At 63.9% G+C, this 22,945-nt stretch carries 18 protein-coding genes; 7 read left to right on the forward strand and 11 right to left on the reverse strand.

Annotation, left to right across the window (positions count from 1 at the left end; genetic code table 11):
• On the forward strand, positions 1-636 hold the full coding sequence (locus KF708_22000) for a SpoVG family protein (protein MBX3415372.1): 636 nt from the start codon (positions 1-3) through the stop codon (positions 634-636).
• An 80-nt stretch (positions 637-716) separates the two neighbouring features.
• Here KF708_22000 and mutY read toward each other — a convergent pair whose 3' ends face one another.
• Complete coding sequence (mutY, locus tag KF708_22005) at positions 717-1,847, reverse strand: A/G-specific adenine glycosylase (protein MBX3415373.1); 1,131 nt, start codon at positions 1,845-1,847, stop codon at positions 717-719.
• A 281-nt stretch (positions 1,848-2,128) separates the two neighbouring features.
• Here mutY and KF708_22010 point away from each other — a divergent pair, with 281 nt between their 5' ends.
• From KF708_22010 to KF708_22020, 3 genes are all read left to right on the forward strand, one after another.
• Positions 2,129-2,623: a hypothetical protein gene (locus KF708_22010; protein ID MBX3415374.1), complete on the forward strand. Its 495-nt coding sequence runs from the start codon at positions 2,129-2,131 to the stop codon at positions 2,621-2,623.
• 83 nt (positions 2,624-2,706) lie between these two features.
• Positions 2,707-2,979 (forward strand): hypothetical protein, encoded by a 273-nt coding sequence (locus KF708_22015; protein ID MBX3415375.1) that lies wholly within the window; start codon positions 2,707-2,709, stop codon positions 2,977-2,979.
• Positions 2,980-2,984: 5 nt separating this feature from the next.
• The gene (locus KF708_22020; protein MBX3415376.1) at positions 2,985-3,398 is read left to right on the forward strand and encodes an HNH endonuclease; all 414 of its coding nucleotides are present in this window, start codon (positions 2,985-2,987) and stop codon (positions 3,396-3,398) included.
• A gap of 78 nt (positions 3,399-3,476) precedes the next feature.
• Here the strand turns inward: KF708_22020 and KF708_22025 are convergent, their stop codons facing one another.
• Entirely contained in the window at positions 3,477-4,763 is a 1,287-nt protein-coding gene (locus tag KF708_22025; protein ID MBX3415377.1) for a hypothetical protein, read from the reverse strand.
• A 198-nt stretch (positions 4,764-4,961) separates the two neighbouring features.
• On the opposite strand from KF708_22025, the gene KF708_22030 reads away from it, so the two are divergent.
• Positions 4,962-6,059 (forward strand): DUF1570 domain-containing protein, encoded by a 1,098-nt coding sequence (locus KF708_22030; GenBank protein MBX3415378.1) that lies wholly within the window; start codon positions 4,962-4,964, stop codon positions 6,057-6,059.
• 329 nt (positions 6,060-6,388) lie between these two features.
• On the opposite strand, the gene nadD is transcribed toward KF708_22030, so the two are convergent.
• Positions 6,389-6,997 carry a nicotinate-nucleotide adenylyltransferase gene (gene nadD / locus KF708_22035; protein ID MBX3415379.1) on the reverse strand — a complete coding sequence of 203 codons (609 nt, stop codon included), beginning with the start codon at positions 6,995-6,997 and terminating at the stop codon, positions 6,389-6,391.
• 119 nt (positions 6,998-7,116) lie between these two features.
• On the opposite strand from nadD, the gene priA reads away from it, so the two are divergent.
• On the forward strand, positions 7,117-9,393 hold the full coding sequence (gene priA / locus KF708_22040) for a primosomal protein N' (GenBank protein ID MBX3415380.1): 2,277 nt from the start codon (positions 7,117-7,119) through the stop codon (positions 9,391-9,393).
• Between the two features lie 32 nt (positions 9,394-9,425).
• On the opposite strand, the gene KF708_22045 is transcribed toward priA, so the two are convergent.
• From KF708_22045 to KF708_22075, 7 genes are all read right to left on the reverse strand, one after another.
• Positions 9,426-10,019 carry a sugar transferase gene (locus tag KF708_22045; GenBank protein MBX3415381.1) on the reverse strand — a complete coding sequence of 198 codons (594 nt, stop codon included), beginning with the start codon at positions 10,017-10,019 and terminating at the stop codon, positions 9,426-9,428.
• Entirely contained in the window at positions 10,016-11,188 is a 1,173-nt protein-coding gene (locus KF708_22050; GenBank protein MBX3415382.1) for a DegT/DnrJ/EryC1/StrS aminotransferase family protein, read from the reverse strand. The genes KF708_22045 and KF708_22050 overlap by 4 nt, the downstream gene beginning before the upstream one ends.
• Before the next feature lie 61 nt (positions 11,189-11,249).
• Complete coding sequence (locus KF708_22055; GenBank protein MBX3415383.1) at positions 11,250-12,887, reverse strand: alginate lyase family protein; 1,638 nt, start codon at positions 12,885-12,887, stop codon at positions 11,250-11,252.
• 97 nt (positions 12,888-12,984) lie between these two features.
• Positions 12,985-14,379 carry a nucleotide sugar dehydrogenase gene (locus tag KF708_22060; GenBank protein MBX3415384.1) on the reverse strand — a complete coding sequence of 465 codons (1,395 nt, stop codon included), beginning with the start codon at positions 14,377-14,379 and terminating at the stop codon, positions 12,985-12,987.
• Complete coding sequence (locus KF708_22065; GenBank protein MBX3415385.1) at positions 14,376-15,725, reverse strand: glycosyltransferase family 4 protein; 1,350 nt, start codon at positions 15,723-15,725, stop codon at positions 14,376-14,378. Before KF708_22065 ends, KF708_22060 begins: the two co-directional genes overlap by 4 nt.
• Complete coding sequence (locus KF708_22070) at positions 15,718-16,656, reverse strand: sulfotransferase (protein ID MBX3415386.1); 939 nt, start codon at positions 16,654-16,656, stop codon at positions 15,718-15,720. The genes KF708_22065 and KF708_22070 overlap by 8 nt, the downstream gene beginning before the upstream one ends.
• 4 nt (positions 16,657-16,660) lie before the next feature.
• Complete coding sequence (locus KF708_22075) at positions 16,661-18,838, reverse strand: bi-domain-containing oxidoreductase (GenBank protein MBX3415387.1); 2,178 nt, start codon at positions 18,836-18,838, stop codon at positions 16,661-16,663.
• Between the two features lie 398 nt (positions 18,839-19,236).
• Between KF708_22075 and KF708_22080 the strand changes: the two genes are divergently transcribed.
• Positions 19,237-21,006, forward strand: a complete 1,770-nt coding sequence (locus tag KF708_22080) for a carbamoyltransferase (protein MBX3415388.1) — start codon at positions 19,237-19,239, stop codon at positions 21,004-21,006.
• Here KF708_22080 and asnB read toward each other — a convergent pair.
• A complete protein-coding gene (gene asnB / locus KF708_22085) occupies positions 21,003-22,871 on the reverse strand; it encodes an asparagine synthase (glutamine-hydrolyzing) (protein ID MBX3415389.1) in 1,869 nt (622 codons plus the stop codon). The two genes, KF708_22080 and asnB, sit on opposite strands and share 4 nt — an antisense overlap.
• Positions 22,872-22,945: the final 74 nt, after the last annotated feature.

Raw genomic sequence — 22,945 nt, forward strand, 5'->3', positions numbered from 1 at the left:
GTGGAAATCACCGAGGTCCGCATCAAGCTCATGGATGAAGCCGGCGACCGGCTGCAGGCCTTCTGCTCGATCACCTTCGACGACTGCTTCGTCATTCGCGATCTGAAGATCATCGAAGGGACGAACGGACCCTTCGTGGCGATGCCGAGTCGCAAGTTGACCTCGCGCTGCCCACAATGCGGCTGCAAGAACCATCTGCGTGCTGCCTTCTGCAATCAGTGCGGTCTGCGGCTCAAAGAAGACCGCGCCCTGCGCGACGACAACGGGCGGGCCAAGCTCTACGCCGATATCGCCCACCCGATCAATTCCACGTGTCGCGAGTTGATCCAGTCTCGCATCATCGCCGCCTTCCACGATGAGCAAGAGAAGGCCAAGCTGCCGGGCTACGTCTCGAACTACGACGACTTCGATCACGAAGACTATGTGGCCGAGGCCTTCGATCCCGCCCAGATCCAGCGAGCGGCGGCCAAGACCACCTCGCAGACGGTGGGCGAGCGCGAGGGACTGAAGGGCCCGCACCACGGACCACATCGCAAGCACAGCAACCAGCCGCAGACGCCGCATCAGAAACAACGCTCGCAGCAAAGCCAGACGCGGCAGGACCCGCCGCAGTCCTTTGGCGCGGGGCTTTATTAACAGGCCAGTCGCTTGCGCGGATGGTTCAAACCGACCGGACAACGTCGGTAGTCTCTGGACGGGGGGATTCCCGCCACGCGTCAGTCGCTCGTGCGAGCAAGCAGGCGGGCCAGTTTCCGCCCCGTCACGTGCAGGGGATACTCGCCCAACTGCGAGGGGTAGACCCAGGCGAGCTTGTCGCAGCCTGGGCCTGGTCGTGCGCGGCCGGAGAGGGCCTCGGCCGTGAGGCATTCGAGCGTGATGCGATACCGCGTCACGCCGTGGCGCAGGGTGGCCAGCGTCGTGCCCAACGCCACCTCGAGCCCCGTCGCACGCCGCAGATAGGCGGTAATCTCGCAGACGCGATCGGCGGCCGTCTTCTTCTGGAGTGCGACACGCGGAAAATCCCACATGCCGGCCCAGCGGCCCGAGGCGTCGCGACGGCAAAGCAAGACGCGCCCGCCGCGCCGCACGACGATGGCCGCTTCGGTGACCTCTTCCACTTCGGGGCGCGTCGCCGGTGGTGGAATCTCGGCCACGAGTCCCGCCTGCCGCGCCACGCACAACGCGGCCACGGGACAGGCGTCGCATTGCGGGGCGCGAATCTTGCAGACGAGGCTCCCCAACTCCATGAAGGCCTGATTGAAGGCGCCGGTGCGCTGATCCGGCAACCAGTCTTCAGCAGCCTGCCACAACACTTTTTGCCCTGCCGTGCCGCGTGGATCGCCGCGGTAGCCCAACAAACGGCTCGCCACGCGCAGCGTGTTGGCTTCGAGAATCGGCTGGCGCGCGTCGAAGGCGATGGAAAGGATCGCGCCGGCCGTGTAGCGGCCGATGCCGGGTAGGCGGCGGACCACCTCCGCGTCCTGGGGAAAGCGGCCCCCGTGCTCGGTGAGGACAACCCCCGCCGCGCGGTGCAACTGGCGCGCGCGACGGTAGTAGCCCAGCCCCTCCCACAGTCGCAAGACCTGCGACTCGGGCGCCGCGGCCAGCGAGGCGATCGTGGGAAAGGCCTCGATGAAGCGAGGAAAGTAGTTCGCCACCGTCGCAACCTGGGTCTGCTGCAACATGATCTCGCTGACCCAGACGCGATAGGGATCGCGCGTGCGGCGCCAGGGCAAATCGCGGGCGTGCCGCTCGAACCAGGCCAGCAAGCGCCGACGAAGCTGCCGCTTCCAGGCATGGCTGGCGGGATCGGGAATTGCGGGAGTCGCACGTTTGGCACGGGGCATGGTCGCGAGATTGTAGCGCGGCGGTTGCCTGCGCACAAACGGGGGATCGCCGACCGAGCGCTCCGGCGGCCGTGGACGGAACGCCCGGCGTCCATTACCTTCGTACATTCGCACGCCGACCAGCCGTGGCTACGTCAGAACGAGTACGAGCCTTGCCAGAACCTTCGAAGCGTCGTCCGAAAAAAGGGGGCCCGCCCCGGGGGAAGCGCTCGCGCGGGAAGCCCTCGCAAGGCCCGAGATCCCCATCCGCGCCGTCACCACCGAAGCGCAGTTCGAGCGACGTGAATTATCGTCGCCTGCAGAACTCGGACCGTTTCGAGTTGGTCCCTCCGCGTTGTGCCCGGCAGCGTCGGGACGATATCGAAGAAGTCCAGAAGATGCTCGCGGCGGGGGAGTTCGAGATCGCCCAGGACGAGTTGCGGTGGTTGCTGGACGGGTGCAGTGAATTCATCGCGGCGCACAAGCTGCTGGGGGAGATCGCACTTTTGGAGGGGGATGTTAAGCTCGCGCGGGGCCATTTCGGCTACGCTTACAAGATCGGTCGGAAGGCGTTGCCCCAAGAGGGCCTGCGTGGGACGCTGCCGTACGAATTGGCTGGCAACCGCGACTTTTACGAGGCCAGCAAGGGGCTCTGCGCCTGCCTGCGAGAGCTGGAACGGTATGAGCTGGCGCTTGAAACGATTGCCGATTTGCTCAAGCTCGACCCCAGCGATCCACTGAACCTGCGGGAGTTGGAGGGGCAGATTCGTCGACAGTCGCCGGGGTCCTCGTGTTAGGCAACGACCGCCGTAGGGCGTTCTGCGGCAATGCAACCGAATTTGGCGTCGGCTAGATAGGGGTGGTACGATACTTGAGGAGAGTGTCTACGAACCTGGACCACATCATGAGTGCTACAGTCCATCTCGACCGACTTTTGCAGCCATTCGCCGACTGCCTTACTCCGGAAGTCGCCACCAAAGTTGTCGCCATGCGCGCCGATGAAGCGATGCAGGCTCGCATCGACTACCTGGCGGACCGGGCCAGTGAAGGCCAGCTCGACGATCGCGAACGCGAGGAGTATCTCGGCTATTTGAGCGCGATCGATGTCATTGCCATGTTGCAGGCCCATGCGCGTAGTTTGCTGCACAAGTGAACAAAATGGACCAGTCACTTCGTGCGATTGTACGTGACCGCGCTCAAGAAACCTGCGAATACTGCTGCCTGCCACAAGCTGCTTCACGTTTTGTCAATTTCCACATCGAACATGTGATTGCGCGTCAGCACGGTGGTTTGACTCAACTCGAGAATCTGGCACTGGCGTGCAACCACTGCAACTTTCACAAGGGTCCTAATATCGCCAGCGTCGATCCTGAATCGAGTGAGTTAGTGCCCTTATATCATCCTCGTCGCGACCGCTGGGCGGAACATTTTATGTGGCAAGGCGTGACAATCGTCGGCAAGACGGCGGTTGGCCGAGCAACTGCACGTTTGCTGTCCATGAATAGTTGGCAGCGTCTAGAGTTGCGAGAAAACCTGCGAACGGCAGGCGAATCCTATTCCGGCTCAGCGTAGCCATTCTGGCACGACAGCAAAATCAGCTCAGGGATGAACTCCTGGAGCCCGGCAACACGTTCTCTGCCGCAGCGCATTCTACGGCAATTCCAGATCCTTTACCTCGTACTCCACCGGCACGCTGAGGATCATGGTCGGTGTCTCGTAGACGTAGGCCTGTCCCGCGAGTCCGTCCGGAGGATCGAAGAGGTAGGAGATGCCGAAGGCATTTTCGGTCTGCAGATAGGTCTCCAGCCCGATATTCGGCAGCGATTCGCGTGCGTTATCAACCAACTGCGCGACGTTCTGGAACATCCAGTCGCGGTGCGATTGCAGGGCCTCGCCCGGGTCGTCGAAGGTCACGCGGGTGCGGACTTCCCAGACTTCGTTGTTCTTTCGCACGCGGTCGAGCTTGACGACGACCCCCGCCTTGCGTTGCTCGGCGCCGTCGGACTTTTCGAGGTTGTCGAAGCGGAACGATTCGCGTTTGCCGGGGAGCATGACATTGAGCTTGCCGGCGAGCCGCGCGATCTTTTCGACGCTACGCGGTGGTGGCACCAGGGGAAGCTCCAGGTCGGTCGACGTGCTGTTCCGCGGTACCGAGGCCTCGAAGTCGTAGGCGGCCGTGGCGTCTCCCTGGTCGATGAGCGAGTTGCCGGCGTCGTCGCGCACGGTCAGATCGGCCATCGAGTTGCCAATGGCAATCGGTGCGAGTCGCGGTTCCCAGGCAATCTCGAGTTGCAGATGCAGCGAGCGATTCGCACGGTCGCGCAAATCGCGCCGGGCGGAAAGTTCAATCGCCTCGAGCCGAAAGGCCCCCACATAGTTGGCGCGGCCATGCCGCAACGTCTGCGAGGCGCTGCGATTCACCACCGCGATGGCCGGCTCGTCGTTGTCGCTGTAGGGGTAGACAGCCAGTCCCGCGTCGTCGAGCACCTGGTCGAACGCCTCCCAGAAGGTGGCATTCTGAAAGGCGACTTTTAGACGGGGATCGTCAGCTTCCTGGCCGAACTCGGAGCGGTAATCGAGAATCTTGTTCCCGGTCTGCCGGCTGAATTCTTCGAGGATCTCGGAGAGGGGCAACTCGTCGGCTTCGAGCGTGACGCGCGACGCCTGAGACGAGGCGATGGCTCGCTCGCGCTCGAGCTTGGCGCGAACGCGATTCAACCGCTGCTTGACCTCGGCCGAGAGGCGACCGCTGGACTCCGGCAGATGATCGAGCGCGGCGATTCCCAACTCGACCAGCGCCGCCTCGGCGCGATCGCGTACGTCGAGCTGGGCGGCATCGAGTTCGCGGACGAGCCGCCGCACCTGGACCGAGATGTCGGGGGCCTCACCGGCAGGCTGAGCCACCACGGCCGCCACCGCGACGAGTAACGCAAGCATCTTGTTCTCCGGAGCAGGGGCGCGTCGCGCGGGTCATACCGATCGTGCGGTGGCCAGGATGATCCAGACACTCTGGATCTCTCTGCCGAACGGTCCACAGCCGGCCTCCCCGGACGGGATGTCATAGGCTTTCTGTGGCGCCAGGGGCAGATGCTCCGCGCCACGCGGCCACATGATTTTACCGCCGGGAGCAGCGTGATGCGAAGCGCGTCGGCACAGCTTGGGCTGGCCTTGATCGTCGGCCTGACGATGGCGGGCAGCGCCGCGGTGGGAGAAGCCGCCAGCCCCTCGCGCCGCACGATCGAGCTCGAATTCGAGGGGCGCCGTCTGGAAGGGATGCCACTCGCCTGGTCGAAATCGGTCGTTTACCTGCTCGCTCGCGATGGCCGCCTGTGGGAGTTTCCGCCACGCGACGCCTCCGATTCGCGGCAGGTTTCGAGCGGCTTTCAAAGCTACCCCGCCACGATCATGCGGGCCCAGCTCGAGAAGGAATTCGGTCCCAAGTTCGAGGTTTCCTCGACCGGGCATTACCTTGTCGTCCATCCCAGCGGCAAGGGTCCGCAATGGAGTCGGCGGTTCGAGGATCTCTATCGCTCGTTCGTGATCTACTTCCAGGTACGCGACTTTCAACTCAAGGAACCCGAGTTCCCGATGGTCGCGATCGTGTTTCCCAATCAGCGCGAATTCATGCAGTACGCCGCGCGCGACGGCTCGGGCGTCGGCCGTAACGTGCTGGGGTACTACTCTCCCATGTCGAACCGCGTGGCGCTGTACGACTCGGGGGGAGGCAAGTCTTCCTGGGAACAGGACGCCGATACGATTATCCACGAGGCGACGCACCAATCGGCCTTCAACACGGGGATTCATACGCGTTTTGCGCCGCAGCCGAAGTGGGTGATCGAGGGGCTGGGCACGATGTTCGAGGCCTCCGGCGTCTGGGACTCGCGGAATCACACACGGCAGAACGAACGGGTGAACCGGGGCCGGTTTGGCGACTTTCGGGCCATGATCGAGCAGCAGGCCCGCAAAGAGAACTCGCTCGAGGAATTGATCGCTTCCGACGAGCGTTTCTCGGCCGATCCGGCGGCCGCCTACGCCGAGGCCTGGGCGCTGACCTATTACCTGGTTGAAACGCAGCCGCGCAAGTATGCGCAATACCTGAAACGCGTGATCGATCGAACGGAATTCCAGCCCTACCCGGCTGCCCAACGGATGGCCGACTTTACGGCAGTGTTCGGCGACAATTTCCGGCTGATCGACGCCCAGTTCCTGCGGTTCATCAAGTCGCAAAAGTAGGCAAATCTGCTAGCACTGCGGCTGTCAAACTACGTAAAATACAAACAGACAAGGCAAGTTAAGGTGTTTGGAAGTCGCCGGCTTGCCAAAGAGCACCTGATGGCGGCCGGCGAGGGCCGTCCGATTCGGCCTCCTCAACGCGGCTCCGAGAGGGCAGGGGGGTAGTACGATGCTCGGCATTCAAATTCTCATCGTGATCGGGCTCTATGTCCTGATCGCTCTGGCGATCGTCGTCGCTGTCCGCCCACGTCCGGGCGAACGCCCGCCGCGACATTAGCCGCACTCACCTCCGCGGCAGGCGGGGGGAATCGTCAAGCCGTTCGCGCGAATCAGGCCTGGTAGAGGGTGGCCGTTTCGATGTATTTCTCGACGGCCCGCGGCGTTTGAAAGCGAATTGAGCGGCCCGCGCCGATGCGTCGACGAATCTCGCTGCTCGAGAGCTCAATAAGCGGCATCGGCACCAGGTGGCGCCGGAAATGGGCGATGCGTTCGGGACTGGCGATGCCCGTCAGGCAGCCGAAGTCGGGCTCCGGCGTGCTGGTTCTGGCGACCACGACCAGGGTGGCCAGTTCGCAGATGCGTGCCGGCTCGCGCCAGAGGGGCAAGTCGACGAGAGAATCGGCCCCCAGCAGGAAAAAGAGTTCGCGCGCGGGATCCTCGGCCTGGATCGCCGCGAGCGTCTCGACGGTATAACTCACGCCCCCCCGTTCGATCTCGTGCGAGCAGACCCGAAAGGATTCGTGACCGCCGATGGCCAGGGCCAGCATCTCGAGCCGTTGTGCCGCGGTCGATACGCTCTGGCCTTGTTTGTGCGGCGGGACGGCTGCCGGCACGAACCAGACTTCGTCGAGTTGGCACGCTTCGCGGCAGAACTCGGCCAGCAACAGATGTCCGAAATGGACCGGATCGAACGTACCGCCGTAGATTCCCAGACGCATGGCAACCCGCGGCCCGCTTGCAGGCCGAAAACATCCCTACAATATTCTTGTTCAACTCCACGCTGCTCGTACGAGGTATCGTACAACGCGCGCCGCCGCTACACCATTGCCGAGCCACCATGTCCGGGGAACAACGAGAGCTTTTCGAGACGGCGCCGGCCCCTTGGGAGGTCGACGATGCCGTGGAGCAACTCGTGGCGACCGTGGTTTTTCCGACGGGCCCTGCCCAGCCGTTCGACTATGCCGTGCCCGAGCGACTTCGCGACATGCTACGCGTCGGCATGCGGGTCCGCGTTCCGCTGGGACGGGGAGATCGCGTGGCTCAGGGATACTGCGTGAGGCTGGAGCCGCGACAAAGCTCGCGGCGATTGAAGGAAATCTCGAAGCTGGTCGACCGCCGGCACCTGCTGACGCCGGCCATGCTGCGTCTGACGGAATGGATGGCCGAGCACTATCTGTGCCCCTGGGGGCAGGTGCTCGAGGCGGTCGTCCCGGCGGGGGTGCGCATGGACGCCGGCACGCGGGGCACGCAATTTCTGTCGGTCAACCGCGACGCGCTCCAACAGATCGACCGGTCGAAGCTGCCCGCCAAACAGGCGATCGTCATCGAGCATCTTGCCGCGGCGACGTCGCCGCTGACGGCACAGCAGCTTGCCTCGGCGTGTCGGTGTACGCTGGCCCCCATCAACGCGCTTCGCAAGAAGGGACTCATCGCGGCCCGCACCGAGCGCGTCCGCACGCATCAGGCCGAAGAGGCGGCCGTCGAGCGCGACTCGGGACACGAGTTGAATCTCGACCAGCAGCAGGCGCTCGACACGATTCTGGCGGCGTTGCGGGGACGCCGCTACGAGACGTTACTGCTGCATGGCGTAACCGGCAGCGGCAAGACCGAGGTCTATATCCGGGCTATTGAAGAGGTCGTCTCCTACGGTCGCCAGGCGATCGTGCTGGTGCCCGAGATCAGCCTTACGCCCCAAACGCGCCAGCGTTTCCGGGCCCGCTTCGACCACGTGGCCGTGTTGCACAGCCATCTCACCGATTCAGAGCGGCACCGCCACTGGGAACGCATCGCGACGGGAGAGGTGCAGGTGGTGGTCGGCGCGCGGAGCGCCATTTTTGCCCCCACGCCCCATCTCGGCCTGATCGTGGTGGATGAAGAGCACGAATCGTCGTTCAAGCAGGATTCTGCCCCGCGTTATCATGCCCGCGATGTGGCCATCGAACGAGCGCGGGCCGAAGCCGTGCCCCTGGTGCTGGGCTCGGCGACGCCATCGCTCGAAAGCTGGCAGCGGGGGAGACAAGGCGTGTACCGGTTGCTCGAGTTGCCGCGCCGCGTACTCGACCGGCCCTTGCCCGCGGTGGGCACGATCGACCTGCGCGAAGAGCGTGCGGAGAAGGGTTCGCGCGGGGCGATCGGTCGGCGGATGTACGTGGCGATGCAACATGCGTTGGAAGCGGGCGGACAAGTGATTCTGTTTCTCAACCGCCGAGGCTTCGCCACCCACATTCAGTGTCCGTCGTGCGGCGAAGTGGTGAATTGTCCCCACTGCGAGATCGCCCTGACGCATCATCGCCACGGCGAGATGGCCTTGTGCCATTACTGCGACTTTCAGATGCCCGCCCCGCTCAACTGCCCCCAGTGCGGCGCGAGTGGCATTCGCTACAGCGGCTCGGGCACGCAACGGCTCGAGGCCGAGGTCCACCAGCGTTTTCCGAACTATCCGCTCATTCGCATGGATACCGACGCCATGCAACGTCCTGGCAGCCATGAGGCGGCACTGGCGCGCTTTCGCTCGGGGGAGGTGCGCATTCTGCTCGGGACGCAGATGATCGCCAAGGGGCTCGACTTCCCCAATGTCACGCTGGTCGGGGTGATCAATGCCGATACGTCGTTGCACCTGCCCGACTTCCGCGCTTCGGAACGGACGTTTCAACTCTTGGCGCAGGTCGCCGGGCGGACGGGGCGAGGCGAGCAGGGGGGGCGCGTCTTGATCCAGACGGTGAGCCCCGAACATCCCGCGATCCAGGCGGCGATCGATCACGATTGCGACAAGTTCGCGGCTTATGAATTGCCCATGCGCGAGGCGTTGTGCTACCCGCCGTTCGGCAGCATGATTCGGTTGATCGTACGTGGCGTGCAGGAGCCGGTCGTGGCGGCGTTCACGGGTCAGGTGGTCGACGAGCTGCGTCGTCTGCTGGCCGAGAGCAAGGCACGCGTGCTCGGTCCCGCGCCGGCTCCGTTCGCGAAGCTGCGTGGCAAGTATCGCTATCACATTCTGTTGCAGGATAGCGACGACACGGCACTACGAACGGCCGTGCGGCAAGTGCTCGAAGATCTTCGCGCGCCGGACGACGTGGAATGGGTGACCGACGTCGATCCGCTCTCGATGCTATAGGTTCGGCACGACCAGGTGAAACGGCGGCGGCCCTATCCTCGCGCGACGGCCAGAAACGTCTGCACGATAATCCAGAGATCCAACCCCAGCGACTGTCGAGCGATATAGTCTTTGGCCAGGGCGATCTTGTCGGGCAAGATCTTCTCGACGTACTCGGCCTCGGGATCGGCGGCGGCGCCGAGCAGGGCCGCCTCGTCGCGGTATTTCAAGGAAGCAAGATCGGTAATCCCTGGCCGCACGCGCAGAATTTCTTCGTAGTCGTGCCGGAACATCTCGACGTAGCGAGGCACTTCGGGACGCGGTCCGACGAAGCTCATCTCGCCGACCAGGACATTGATGAGTTGGGGGAGCTCGTCGATCTTGGTCATCCGCAGCACGTGCCCCACGCGCGTGATGCGGGGATCGCGGCCGGCGGTGATGGCCGCGCCACGCTGCGGGGCGTCGACGACCATGGTGCGAAACTTGTTGATGCGAAAGGGCCGAAGCCCGCGCCCCATGCGTTCCTGACGGAACAAGACCGGCCCGGGGGAGGTGGCTTTCACAGCCAGCGTCACCAATAGCAAGAGGGGCGCCAGCAGCACCAGCCCGACGAACGAAACACCGACATCGAACGCCCGCTTAATCACCGCCGGTGCTCCGCGACGATGCTGCGAACGGTATCGGCGACGTACTGGAGCGACTCGTCCGGCAGCGAAGGATAGATCGGCAACGTGATGATACGATCGTAGAGCCCGCGCGCGACGGGGAAATCGTCGGGCCGATAGCCGAACGTATCGCGGTAATAGGGCTGCATGTGGAGCGGGATGTAGTGGACGCTCGTGCCGATGCCCGCCTCGTCGAGCTGGCGAATGAACGCATTGCGGTCGATCGAGAGTTGCTCTAGTTCGAGCTGGATGACGAACAAGTGCCAGGAATGCTGCACGTGCGCCTGCGCTCGCGGCAACTTGATCTGCGGCACGTCGGCCAGTTGTTCGCAGTAGCGCGCGGCACAACGTTCGCGGCGGCGCCAGAAATCATCGGCACGCGACAATTGCCCCAGTCCGAGCGCGGCCGCCGTATCGGTCAGGTTGTACTTGAAGCCGGGATAGACCACCTCGTAGTACCACGAACCTTCGGCACTGAAGCGTTTCCAGGCATCCTTGCTCAGTCCGTGCAGGCTGCGGATGCGCACGCGTTCGGCCAGCTCGTCGTCGTCGGTGGTGAGCATGCCCCCTTCGCCAGTGGTGATCGTCTTGTTGGCATAGAACGAAAAACAGGTCAGATCGCCGATCGTGCCGACGGTGCGGCCACGATACTGGGCCGGCAGCGCGTGGGCCGCGTCTTCGACGACCCACAGATCATACTGCGCGGCGATCTCGAGCAGCCGATCCATCTCGCACGGCTGGCCACCGTAATGAACCGGCACCATCGCCTTGGTCCGCGAAGTCACCGCGGCGGCGACGCAGGCCGGATCCATGTTCATCGTGTCGGGCAGGCAGTCGACGAAGACCGGCTTCGCCCCTTGATGGACGACCACTTCCGCCGTGGCGGTGAAGGTCATCGTCGGCACGATCACCTCGTCGCCGGGGCCAATGCCCGCGGCGTTCAGCGCCAGGTGGAGGGCGGCCGTGGCGGAGTTCACGGCCAGGGCATGCTTGGCGCCCACGCGCTCGGCAAAGTTGCTTTCAAACTGCCGCGTGCGGGGGCCGGTTGTGAGCCAGCCCGAGCGCAACGTCTCGGCGACCGCGGCGATCTCCTCCTCGGAGATCTCTGGCCGGAAGAAGGGGACTTTGGGTTGCTTGAGTGGAGCGGTCATCGTGCCAGTTGGTTCTGTCGTGATACGGATGGGTCTACCGCCTGATCGTTTCGTCGAGATTTCATTTCGCCGCAGGCTGAGAACCCCAAGCAAACTTGCAGGTCGCGCGGCCTTGCTCGACCGGCACGACCAGGCAACGGTTGGGCACGGCCAGGCCGAACTCGGGATGGTACTGCGTCGCCTCGACGCGGCATTCCCGGGCATTAGTCGTAAAGACCATCTGCCACGCGCCAGCCTGCAATTCGAACTCGCTAGCGGTGCGGAAAGTCACCACAACCTCGGGGTGCAGGTGGAATCTGGCGTAAGCCTGGTCGTAGCTTCCTTCGAGCTGGTCTTCGATCGTGAGCGTATGCTTCTCCAGGGTGAACGTTCGCCGATGCGTCACACGGCCCGGCAAACGCCGATAACCGTCGTGCGCGCAGGAGACGACCAGCGTTTCTCCCTCGACCTGCACGCGCAAGCCGCAGGGATGCGCCCGCCGGGCGACGCGAAAGTTTCCCCACAACTCCGACGAGCTGTGGCCATCGACCTCGACCGAGTTGTGTGCCGCCGTGGCACGCTCTCGCTCGCGCTGGCGGTCGTTACCATAGTAGACGGACGTGCCCGAGTTGACGATGACACGCTGCGGGCCGAGTGCAAACTCGAGTCCGAGAACATCGGCATGGCCATGTCCGGGGATGTAGGCCGGTCCGATTTCACCCACGTCGACGACAGCTACGGCGTCGCCATGCTGGAGCCGCACGTAACCGCTGTCGGCCAAGTGCGTGATTCCTTCCGTTGGAGCAGGGATGGGGGGCAGTCCCAATCGTGCGGCATAGGCGTCGAGTTCCGCCACTTCGGGGGCAATGCCGAAAGCCGCGTCGTTGAAGAGCGTGATGCGGCCGTCGGGGAGGCACATCGCGGCGAGCCAATGGCGCATGCGCGTGGCCAGTTCGCGCCACGGCGACTCGGGGGCCACGCGGTAGACCTGCCAGAGGTTCAACAGATCGAGCACATCTTCCAGGATGAGCGCGTGATACATCGGGCTGAGCTCGAAGTGGGCCCCGTCGGGCAGAATCTGCTCGGCAAATTCGCGGCAGAACAGATCACAACCTTGCCGCAGCCATCGGTCGGCTTCGTCGCCGGCGAAGTACAACCCGGCAAAGACTAGCGCCTTGGCGTTGGCCAAGAGATGGTTGCCCAAGAGGTGATACTCGATCCGCTGGGCGAGATTCCGTGTCTGCTGGGCAAGCGAATCGAGCACCGCCGCCGAGAGCACTTCGCCGGCCAGCGACCATTTGATCCAGCTCACGATGCGTAGCGACAGGGGGTAAGGGTCCCAGCCGCGGCCTTCGAACGGCGGATTCTCGCGCGGCCAGCGCTCGACGAGCTCGAGATGCCAGGCACGCCGCGCGGCGGCGTCGCGGGCGAAGAGATCTTCGAAATAGTGCAGGTTGTAGAGCCAGAGTTGATCGACGGCCGGATCGTTCCAGCCCGCGGGGAACGACAGCTCGCGCTGGCGATTCAAAAAGCGAAACCCGTGGGAGGCGAACATGCGTGGCTCGCGCGCGGGGGTCTCAAGCCAGTCACCGACGGTAGGCCGTAGCGGCGGGGCAGGGCGGCGATCGATCGCGGGGCGGCGCAGTCGCTGGGCAAGGCGCGAACCGATTTGCACCGGCCGCATGTGTCGCAGCGTGTGGAAATAAAGAGCCAGCTTCACGCCCGTCTATCCTGCGTGCTTCGGTACCAAGGTCAGGGGAATAAATGGCACTGCCACGCGGGTTCAGCAACGAGCCATGGCTGACGTTTTTTCCACCTTAGTCGTCGGTGGTGGCAATCTCCCAGCCCAGACCGTGGTAGCGGGCCTTGGTGCGTACCCGGGGAGCGGCGCGCACCAGGTCGATAATCGTCTGGTCTTCGCGTGCCTGCATCAGCACCTGGCCCACGTCGCGGAGCGGGCTACCGACGACGAGACACTCGGCCCATTCGAGCAGATCATCGAGTTGGTCGGTAATCAGCCCGGCGGCATGGGGGAGGTGTTTTTCGAGGAAGCCGCGGTTGGCGCCCAACAGGTTCGAAATGACCACCTGGGGATCGTAGATCTTGAGATCATACCCCTTGCCGATCAGCATTTCGGCGAGGATGACGAGGGGGCTTTCGCGCAGGTCGTCGGTGCTGGGCTTGAACGAGAAGCCGATGAGCCCCACCTTGCGTTGCTCTTGCTGCTCGATGAGGCGGAAGGCGCTTTCGATCTGCTCGCGATTGCTGGCCGCGACATGCTCGAGCATGGGGAGCGCCACGTGGCGCTCGCGCGAATAGCCCACGATGGCACGCAAGTCTTTCGGCAGACACGAGCCACCGTAGGCAAAGCCGGGCTTGAGATAGTAGCGCGACAGGTTGAGCTTGTCGTCGTGACAGAAGATTTCCATCACGGCGTGGCTATCGATGCCGGCGGTCTTGGCGATGCGGCCGATCTCGTTGGCAAAGACGACCTTTACGGCGTGGAACAGGTTGCACGAGTATTTGACGAGCTCGGCCTCGCGGCGTCCCGTCATGAAGCAGGGGCCGGCGACGTTGGCATAGAGGGCGGCGATGCGGCGGGCGGCACGTTCATCTTCGGCCCCGACCACGGTAAAGGGAGGATTTCGATAGTCGGCCAGGGCCGTCCCTTCGCGCAGAAACTCGGGATTGATGACCAGGTGAAAACCGTCTCCCGCCATGCGGCCCGAGACCTGCTCGATGAGCGAGGTGCAGTGCTCGGCCGTCCCCGGCAAGACGGTCGAGCGAATCACGACATCGTGCGAGGCGTCCTTCGCGCGGATGGCCTCGCCGATCGACTCGCAGACGCGGTAGAGGTGATCGAACTTGGGGAGTCCCGTCTCGGTGCTGGGCGTGCCGACGCAGATCAGCGACAAGTCCGCCTCGGCCACGGCGGCGGCGGCGTTGTCGGTCGCGGAGAGTCGCCCCGAGGCGACCACCTGTCTGGCAAGTTCGGGCAGCCCCGGTTCGAGAAAGGGGACCTCACCCCGATTGATGGCGTCGACCTTGGCCGGCACGACCTCGACGCCGATGACGCGGTGGCCGGCCTCGGCCAGCGCGCAGGCCGAGACGCAGCCGACGTACCCCAGTCCGAACAGGGCGACGGTGCGCGGCACGAAGGGCTCGTTCCCCCGCGGCGCGTGGGCAGAGGAGGATGATTCGTCCGTGGTCATGAGTTCCCTTCACGCGAGTTGGACTCGGACGGCGTCGCCGTGCCGACGGTTGCTCGATCTGCCTGCGCGGGCGCCGGCAGCGGTGTGCCCTTCAGTTGGGCCAGCCAGTTGCGAATGATACTCGCCCACGACAGCTCTCGGTCGACCAACTCCACGCCGCGGCGTCCCATTTCGTCCCGCCGCGCGGGATCGTCGGCCAGTTGGAGAATGGCCTCGGCCAGCAGCTCAGGCGAGCCCGGGGGGACCTGCACGCCACAGCCATGCTCGGCGACCATGTCGGCCGATTCGCCGCGGCCAGAATACACCACCGGCACGCCACACGCCAAAGGGGGAAACGTCTTCGAGAGACGCATCTTCTCGGCCACGGGCACGTCCTTCATCACGACGAGCGAAGCATAGGTGATCGACATGAGATGCACCATCTCGGCGAAAGGGGAATCGCCAAAGACGATGTTCGTCAGCCCGTATTCGGCCGCCTGCTGCTGCAAGACCGGTCGCACGGGTCCCTTGCCGACGAGCAGCAGCACGATATCGGGCCGATCGCGGAGCACGCGGGCCGTTTCGACCAGCACTTCCAAGCCGTGGTAATGCGCGTGGGTACCGGCGTAGGTGAAGGTGGTACGTCCGGCGACGCCCATTTTTTCGGCATAGGCCCGATCGTAGTGAAGGGGACGGAGCACGTCGGTGTCCGCGCCATTGGGCAGAAAACTGATCTGCGCGCGGGGAATGCCACGCTCGACGTAATAGTCGATAAAGCGGTGCGTTACGGTGGAGACGGTCCACGACTGCCGCATGAACAAGTTCTCGAACCACACGGCGACCGACAACAGCAACCTCCAGCCGACAAAGGAGAGTTGCTTGGCGACGTCGGTCTGCAAGTCGGGAATGTTGTAGATGTAGGGGACGCGGCGGAACCACTTCATGAGCAGCCCCGCCATGCCGAGCGAAATCGGCTGCGACTCGACGAACAACACGTCGACGTTTCGCATGAAGAAGAGCAGGTAGAACGTGGCGAAAAAGCTGAACGTGAGATAGTTGATGATGCGGCGGATCGGCTTGCGTCCCACCGCGGGGTAGAGCCACACGCGAGAGACGGGAATCCCGTCGATCGTTTCGCGGAGGAAGAACTTGCCGCGATAGCCCTCGTGGATGACCCCCTCAGGATAGTTGGGCATGCCGGTCAGGACCCGCACGTCGATCCCCGCGCGTTTCAACTCGCGGGCGAGCATGGGCAGACGGATCTGCGGGGCGCCCGGCTCCGGCGGGTAGTACTGCGTGACGATGACCCAGCGTTCGCCGGGACTGCCGTCGGGGCGCCGTTTCTGTTTGCCTGGGCTGTCAGCCATCGAGATAGCCTAACTCCCGGCACAGATCTCCCACGTACGGCAGAATCCGCTCTTCGAGATCGCGTTGCGAGATGCGATCGAACCACTTGCCCGAGACAGAAGGATCGACTTCGTGCTCGATGAAGCGTTCGATCTCGGGCGAGGGGGGAAGCTCGAGGAATTCGAGCAGCGCCGGCACCGTTTCGCGAGGGCGATGCACGACGTCTTCGAACTTGACCTCGTAGTAGCGCTCGGGCCCGAGTTGTCGGCCGACGGCGCGCGCCGAGGAGACGCATTCTCGCCAGGTGAGGGCCGTGAACTCGAGGCGGTCCATCGTGCGTTTCAACTGGCGCCAGTCGCGAATCTTGGGTCCCATGCTGTAACGATACTTGCTGCCGGCGAACATGGTCCAAGTCGTGCCGAGAAACTCGGCCAAGTAGGCGGGCAGATCGCTCGGCGGGACCTCGGCGACACGGCGTGCCACGAGTTGATAGTAGGGGGGACGCGAGCCCTTGGCCTTGGTGAGGGAGTTGTGAATCTCCCATTCCTTGGCCTGCGACGCCGCCACTTCGCGACCGTCGCGGATGATGTGTACGATCTTGCCGCGCGGAAAGACCGCGTTCACGAAGTCGAGCGAGAGGATGTTCGCCTGCGTGCAGACCAACAACCGCTCGCGCCCCGACTGCCGCAGAAAGTCGCCAAACTTGCGGTGGATGTAGCGCACGACGCGGGGACTGGCGTCGGCGGGCGTCAGGCAGTCGTCGGGCTTCCAGGCATTGCCATGCCGCCAGATGTACTTGGGACGGCGCCAGTAGGCGAGTGCTGGATGTTGCGAGAGTACCTCGCCCAGGAAGTTCGTACCGCTCCGCGCGGCGCCGACCTCGCAGATGAATGAATCCTGCCAAGGATGCTGCGCGGGGGAGTTTTCCGTACCCGTCATGGTTGCGGCCATCGAACTAACCTCGATCCTCGGCGGCCAGCTCGACGCGTTGGCCCGAGCGTGCGGAGTCCATCGCGGCGAAGGTAGCCGCCGTGACGTTCCACAGGTGACTGGGGGGAATGAGCGGAGCGCCGCCGCGCGCCACGCGGTCGATGAAGCCCGAGATCTCTTGCCGGCGTCCTTTGTCTTGCGAGAAGTAGTTCAGCTTCTTGAAGTTCGACCAGCCATAGCCGGTGAGCTTGCGGAAGTTGTCGAGCAGCAGGGTGCGTCCCTCGCAGTAGACTTCGAGCTTTTCCTTCGTGTACGACTTGTGGCCGTTGGCAAAGTAATGCAGGTTGCCCAACGAGCCGTCGGCGAAGAGGAGGGAGACCGACATGTTGTCGTCGCGCGTTTCCACGCCCGGCACGTCGCCGATCATGGCCGCCTGCACGGCGACAATAGGCGCATCGACCACGTAGCGTAGCAGGTCGAACCAGTGGCATCCCTCGCCGATGATGCGTCCCCCACCGATGCGCGGATCGTGCATCCAGTGATCGCCGGGAATGTAGCCGGCGTTGACGAGCATGTTCAGGGTGGCCGGTTGGGAGCGGCTGGCGAGCAACTGACGAATCTTGGCCGCGTGCCCCGAGAAACGGCGGTTGAAGCCGACCATCAATTCGAGCCCGGTGGTTTGCTCGTAGACCTCGCGAATGCGGGCGAGCCCCTCGGCATCGATCGCCAGCGGCTTCTCGACAAACACGTGCTTGCCGGCGCGCAGGGCATCGATCGCCATCGGCACGTGCTGGTGATGTCGCGTCGTGATGAACACGGCATCGACGCGGGGATTGTCGAGGATCTGGCGATAATCGGTCGTGCTGGTTTCGAAACCGAACTTGCGTGCGGCGTGCGCCGCGGTGACTCCGCTGGCGCTGGCGATGGAGACAGGCACGGCGCTCGTGCGCTTGATTTCCGGTAGCAGGCGAATCTTCGTGTAATTGCCGGCGCCGATGACCCCCACGCGGGCCTGCGCGGCCGAAGACGGCTTCGTCGGCGTTGCGGTCGCGCCCGTCCCCCGATGCTCGATCACGGTCGTCGTGGGAGGCGCAACGTCGGGATACTCGAGAATGATGCCGATCTGGCTGCGATCTTCGGACAGGGCGGCGTAGGCCTGGGCAGCGTCGGCCTGCGGAATGCGGCTCGTGATGAGCGACTCGATATCGAGTCTCCCCGCGGCGAGCATGCCGAGCACCGCTTCCATATTGCGTTTCTCGGTCCAGCGGACGAAGGCATAGGGATAGTCGATCCCTTGTTCTTCGTAGGTCGGGTCGTAGCGTCCTGGCCCGTACGAGCAGGAGACCTGAAAGCTGAGTTCCTTTTCGTAGAACTCGGCACGGCTCAGTTCCATGTTTACCACGCCGACGAGAACGATCCGGCCTCGCTTGCGCGACATGTTCGCCGCCTGGCTGACGATCGAATCGTTCTTGGCCGAGGCGGTGATCAACACACCATCGACCCCTTGTCCGGCGGAGAAGGCCATGCCCGCCGCGACGGGATCGGCGCCGGACGAAAGATCGACCGTCGTGGCACCGAACTTGCGCGCCAGGGCGAGCCGGCCGGGATCGACGTCGATACCGATGACCTCGGCGCCGCTGCCGACGAGCATCTGCACGGCGAGCAAGCCGATGAGGCCCAGTCCGAAGACGGCGATCTTCTCGCCCAACTCGGGCTTGAGGAGGCGAAGGCCCTGCAGGCCGATCGAGCTGACCAGCGTGAACGTGGCCTGCTCGGAGGTCACATGCTCGGGGACTTTGACGCACAGGTTCACGGGCTTGGCGACCATCTCGGCATGGCGTCCATTGCTCACCACGCGGTCGCCGATGGCGAACCCCTCGACCCCCGCCCCAACGCCGACCACGACCCCCACGTTCGAATAACCCAGGGGCATGGGCTCGTCGAGCTTGGCGAAGACCAGTTCGAGCGTCGGCAACAGGCCATCGTTGCGGATGCGATCGAGCACCTGCTTCACGCGGTCGGGGTTGTCGCGCACCTTGCGGACCATGCTCGACTGCCCGAACTCGACGACACTGCGTTCCGTGCCGGCCGAGATGAGGCTAGCGCGGGTTTGAATCAGCAACTGTCCGGCCGAGGCCTGAGGGCAGGGGACATCCACAACCTCGAGCACGCCAGATTTGAGATGTTGCACCACTTGTTTCACGGCCGCCGAGCCCTTAGAGCCTGCAAGAATTCAGTCCCCACGGTGGGGAAAATCGAGACCGATGCGTCCCTCCACCGCTGGTGGCTTTGTGGCTTCCGTGGGGGCCTCGAAGGCGTGCCGGGCGACCTGCCTGGGGGATCAGATCGACCACCCGCTTCGCTGGTAAGTTCGCCATGAATCGGCCCCCGAGCGGGGACCGCCGCACGCAACCAGAGGTGAAAACTCCATGATAACCGTAACTCGTGTCGCTTCAACCGGTTTTCGCCGCGCAGGCCGGCTTCTAAACCGTTGCCGCAAGCCATTTTGGCTGCTAGATTTGGTAGTTTCTGCCGGCCGAGAAAGCAGCCGCCGGCGCGTTACGCACCGCCAGATTTGCGGCTCCCTACTCGAGGTCGTCCTTGAACATCCTAGGTATCAACACCAACCACGCCGACGCCTCGGCGGCGATTCTTGTCGATGGCGAGCTCGTCTTTGCCGTGGCCGAAGAGCGGCTGAATCGAAAAAAGCACTACGCGAGCTTCCCGAAGCTGGCGATCCGGGCCTGCCTCGAGGCGGCCAATTTGCGTCTGAGCGACATCGACCACGTGGCCCTTGGCCGCGACCGGTCGGCCAATGTCCGGCAGAAAATCCAGTACGCGCTGCTCAATCCGTCGATGTTCAAGAACCTGATGGCCATCCGCAGCAAGGCGGTGAGCCTCGACGATTTGCAGACGCTGCTGGCCACTGGGCTCGAGGTCGACCCGTCCGAGTGCCGCTTTACCGAGCACCACGTCGAGCACCACCTGGCGCATGTGGCCAGCGCCTTCTATTGCTCGAACTTCGACGAATGTGCCGGCCTGAGCTACGACGGATCGGGGGACTTCGTCTCGACGATGTTCGCTCATTGCCGCGGCAACAAGATCGACGTGCTCGATCGGGTTTACCTGCCGAATTCGCTGGGGACGTTCTACGCCACGATCTGCCGCTTTATCGGCTACCACCGCTACGGCGACGAAGGCAAAGTGATGGGACTGGCCCCCTACGGCACCGATGCCTATCACGACTTTTACGAGGAAGCGATCTCCTTGATCGACGGCGGACAGTACCGTCTGAACAAGGACTATTTCCCACGGATCGGCCACGACCAGGGACTCTCGATCGACGAGGAAGGCTTTGTCCACCAGTCGACCACCTTCACGCCGAAGATGGCGGAACGATTCGGCCCGCCGCGCGAACCGTATACCGATATCCCGCAACGCGACCGCGATCTGGCCTTCGGCATGCAGAAGCGCTTCGAAGAAGGCTTCATGCATCTGGTGAATCACGTGGCCCAGGCGACCGGCAGCCCACACCTGGCGCTGGCCGGAGGCTGTGCGCTGAACAGCGTGGCGAACGGCAAAGTTTTCGATCACACGCCGATTCGCGAGACGTACATTCAGCCGGCGGCGGGGGACGAAGGGCTCGCACTGGGGGCCGCGCTCTACGTCTACCACCAGGTCTTGGGCCACCCGCGCAAGTTTCAGATGCGGAATTCCTACTGGGGACACCAGTTCGACGATACGCGCATCGAGGCCGATTTGAAACAGGCGGGGCTCAAGTACGAGAAGCTCGAACGGCAGCCCCTGCTGGACCGTCTGGCCGAACGCATCGATGCGCATGACGTCTGCGGCTGGTTCCAGGGACGCATGGAGTGGGGCCCCCGGGCCCTGGGCAATCGTTCGATCGTCACGCACCCCGGCGTGGCGAACATGAAAGACATTCTCAACTCGCGCATCAAGCGGCGCGAGTGGTTCCGGCCCTTCGCCCCGAGCGTGCTGGCCGAGCGGCAGACCGACTTGTTCGAACACTCGCACCCTTCGCCGTTCATGCTGCACGTTTACAAGATCAAGCCGGAGTGGCGCGAACGGCTCTGCACGGTGAACCACGTCGACAACACGGGCCGCCTGCAAACGGTGGCGCGCGACGAGAACCCGCTCTACTACGACCTGATCTCGACGTTCGAGCGGCGCAGCGGCATCCCCGTGGTGCTGAACACCAGCTTCAACGAAAACGAACCGATCGTCTGCACGCCGAAAGAGGCCATCGACTGCTTCATTCGCAGCTACATGGATACGCTGGCGATCGGCTCGTTCCTGGTGCGCCGACCCGAGAACGATCAACTGGACCAGCACCCGCCGACGATCGACTAGGCGGCCCGCAACGGGCGTATGCCCTGGTCGATGAACGTCTGAAACCAGAGTTCGGTAACCGTCCAGCGAAAGATCTGGCTCGACACGTCCTGCTTGCCGGAGACGTGCCGCGCGAGCATCTCGTCGACCTGCCGGGGGGAGAAAATGCCCCGCTGGCGCGCCGCCTCGGACCGCAGCACGGGATAGACCGTCTGCTCGGGTTGCTCGCGAAACCAGCGCGCGATGGGGGTCACGAAGCCCAGCTTGCGCCGGTTCTGCAGAATCGGAGCGGGCACATCCTGGCGGAGGGCGTGCCGCAGAATGGCCTTGCCAATGCCGTTGCGGAACTTGTACTCGCCGGGCATACGCAGGCAGAACTCCACGAGGCGATAATCGAGGAAGGGAACCCGCGCCTCGATGGAATGTGCCATCGAGATCGCATCGCCGTAATGCAGTAGATCGCCCAGGCAGCCGTCGAGTTGCGAGACCAGTGACTGGTTAAGCACTCCGACGGCTTCTTTCGAGGGGTCGCGATCCGGGTACTCGTCGCGACCGACGAGCGGACCGACGTAGACTCCTTCGTCGCCGCGATACTGCCGATAGAGCTTGTGCAACATCGGCGGGTTCATGCGGCGGGCGGCAGTCAGCAAGGCGTTTCGCTTGCCCATCGAGCGTCCCGCGTGGCGCAACTCGGACAAGGCCGACCACCAGCGTCCCTGGTAGGCCTGATCGAACATGGCCTCGGTAAAGTTCGGTGAGTAGCCGGCGAGCAACTCGTCGGCGCCCTGGCCTTCAAGGAGCACCGTGGCTTTGGAACGCGCCAGCCGATCGATGTTCCACAGCGGCACGACGGCCGGGCATTGTGTCGGCGACTCGATGTGCCAGACAATCTTGCGCAGCATGTCGAGGAATTCGCCGCCGGCGGCGTTCACCTGGTGGGGAGTCATGCCGAGCGCATGCGATAGCTCGGCCGCCTGGCCCGACTCGTCGTACCATTCTCCCTCGTACGCCGCGGTGAAGGTATCGAACGGGCCGTCGTAGAAGCTGCGGAGCAGGCAGGCCAGCGCCGACGAGTCGACTCCGCCCGACAGCGTCAGGCCCACTGGCACGTCGCTGCGCATGCGCAGGCGAACGGCGTCGACGAGCAATTCGCGCAGGCGGTCGGCGGCGGCGTCGAAGTTGAGGGAGCGGTCGATCTCGGCGGGATAGCGCCAATAACGCTCGAGCCGTTGTGACTCGCGGGTCACGGTCAACGAATGCCCCGGCGGCAGGCGATTCACCCCGTGAAAGCAGGTCGCGTTGCATTGCGCGCCGATGCTGGCACGGAGCACGCGCGAGATGGCGTCGTAGTCTGGTTGTGCCAGTTCTGGCACGACGGCCAGGATGGCCTTGATTTCCGAGGCGAACAGGAAGCGTCCGCGGTAGAACGCATAGTTGAACGGCTTGATGCCGAAGCGGTCGCGCGAGCAGAACAACACGTCGCGCCGGCGATCGTAGATCGCGAAGGCCCACATGCCGTTGAAGCGCGACTGGCAGCCGGCGCCCCATGCTCGATAGGCGGCGAGCACGACCTCGGTGTCCGACTGCGTGCGAAACTTCGCCCCCAGCGTTTCAAGCTCGGCGCGGAGCTCGATGTAATTGAAGATCTCGCCGTTGTAGGTGATCGTCAGATCGCCGTCGTCGAGGACGAAGGGCTGGTTGCTTTCCGGGCGCAAATCGAGAATCGCCAACCGCAGATGCCCCAATCCCGTGCGGGCATCGATGAGGTTGGTACCGCGCGCATCCGGCCCCCGGTGGGGCATGGTGTCGAGCATCGCTTCCAATTGCTCGACGGATACGGCTTGAGTTGTTGACTGTTGAAGAAAGATGCCGGCAATGCCGCACATGGAAAACCAGTAAGTCCCAATCCCATTGAACGCACAAATCGACGCACGCTCAGGATTGCGTACCGGCTTCTGCG

It is taken from the genome of Pirellulales bacterium, assembly GCA_019636335.1.
Taxonomy (GTDB): Bacteria; Planctomycetota; Planctomycetia; order Pirellulales; family JAEUIK01; genus JAHBXR01.

Coding starts and splice junctions, on each gene's coding strand:
- asnB (MBX3415389.1), bottom strand. CDS start 22,871: ATGTGCGGCATTGCCGGCATCTTTCTTCAACAGTCAACAACTCAAGCC.
- KF708_22050 (MBX3415382.1), bottom strand. CDS start 11,188: ATGACCGCTCCACTCAAGCAACCCAAAGTCCCCTTCTTCCGGCCAGAG.
- KF708_22020 (MBX3415376.1), top strand. CDS start 2,985: ATGGACCAGTCACTTCGTGCGATTGTACGTGACCGCGCTCAAGAAACC.
- nadD (MBX3415379.1), bottom strand. CDS start 6,997: ATGCGTCTGGGAATCTACGGCGGTACGTTCGATCCGGTCCATTTCGGA.
- priA (MBX3415380.1), top strand. CDS start 7,117: ATGTCCGGGGAACAACGAGAGCTTTTCGAGACGGCGCCGGCCCCTTGG.
- KF708_22030 (MBX3415378.1), top strand. CDS start 4,962: ATGCGAAGCGCGTCGGCACAGCTTGGGCTGGCCTTGATCGTCGGCCTG.
- KF708_22025 (MBX3415377.1), bottom strand. CDS start 4,763: ATGCTTGCGTTACTCGTCGCGGTGGCGGCCGTGGTGGCTCAGCCTGCC.
- KF708_22060 (MBX3415384.1), bottom strand. CDS start 14,379: ATGACCACGGACGAATCATCCTCCTCTGCCCACGCGCCGCGGGGGAAC.
- KF708_22070 (MBX3415386.1), bottom strand. CDS start 16,656: ATGGCCGCAACCATGACGGGTACGGAAAACTCCCCCGCGCAGCATCCT.
- KF708_22065 (MBX3415385.1), bottom strand. CDS start 15,725: ATGGCTGACAGCCCAGGCAAACAGAAACGGCGCCCCGACGGCAGTCCC.
- mutY (MBX3415373.1), bottom strand. CDS start 1,847: ATGCCCCGTGCCAAACGTGCGACTCCCGCAATTCCCGATCCCGCCAGC.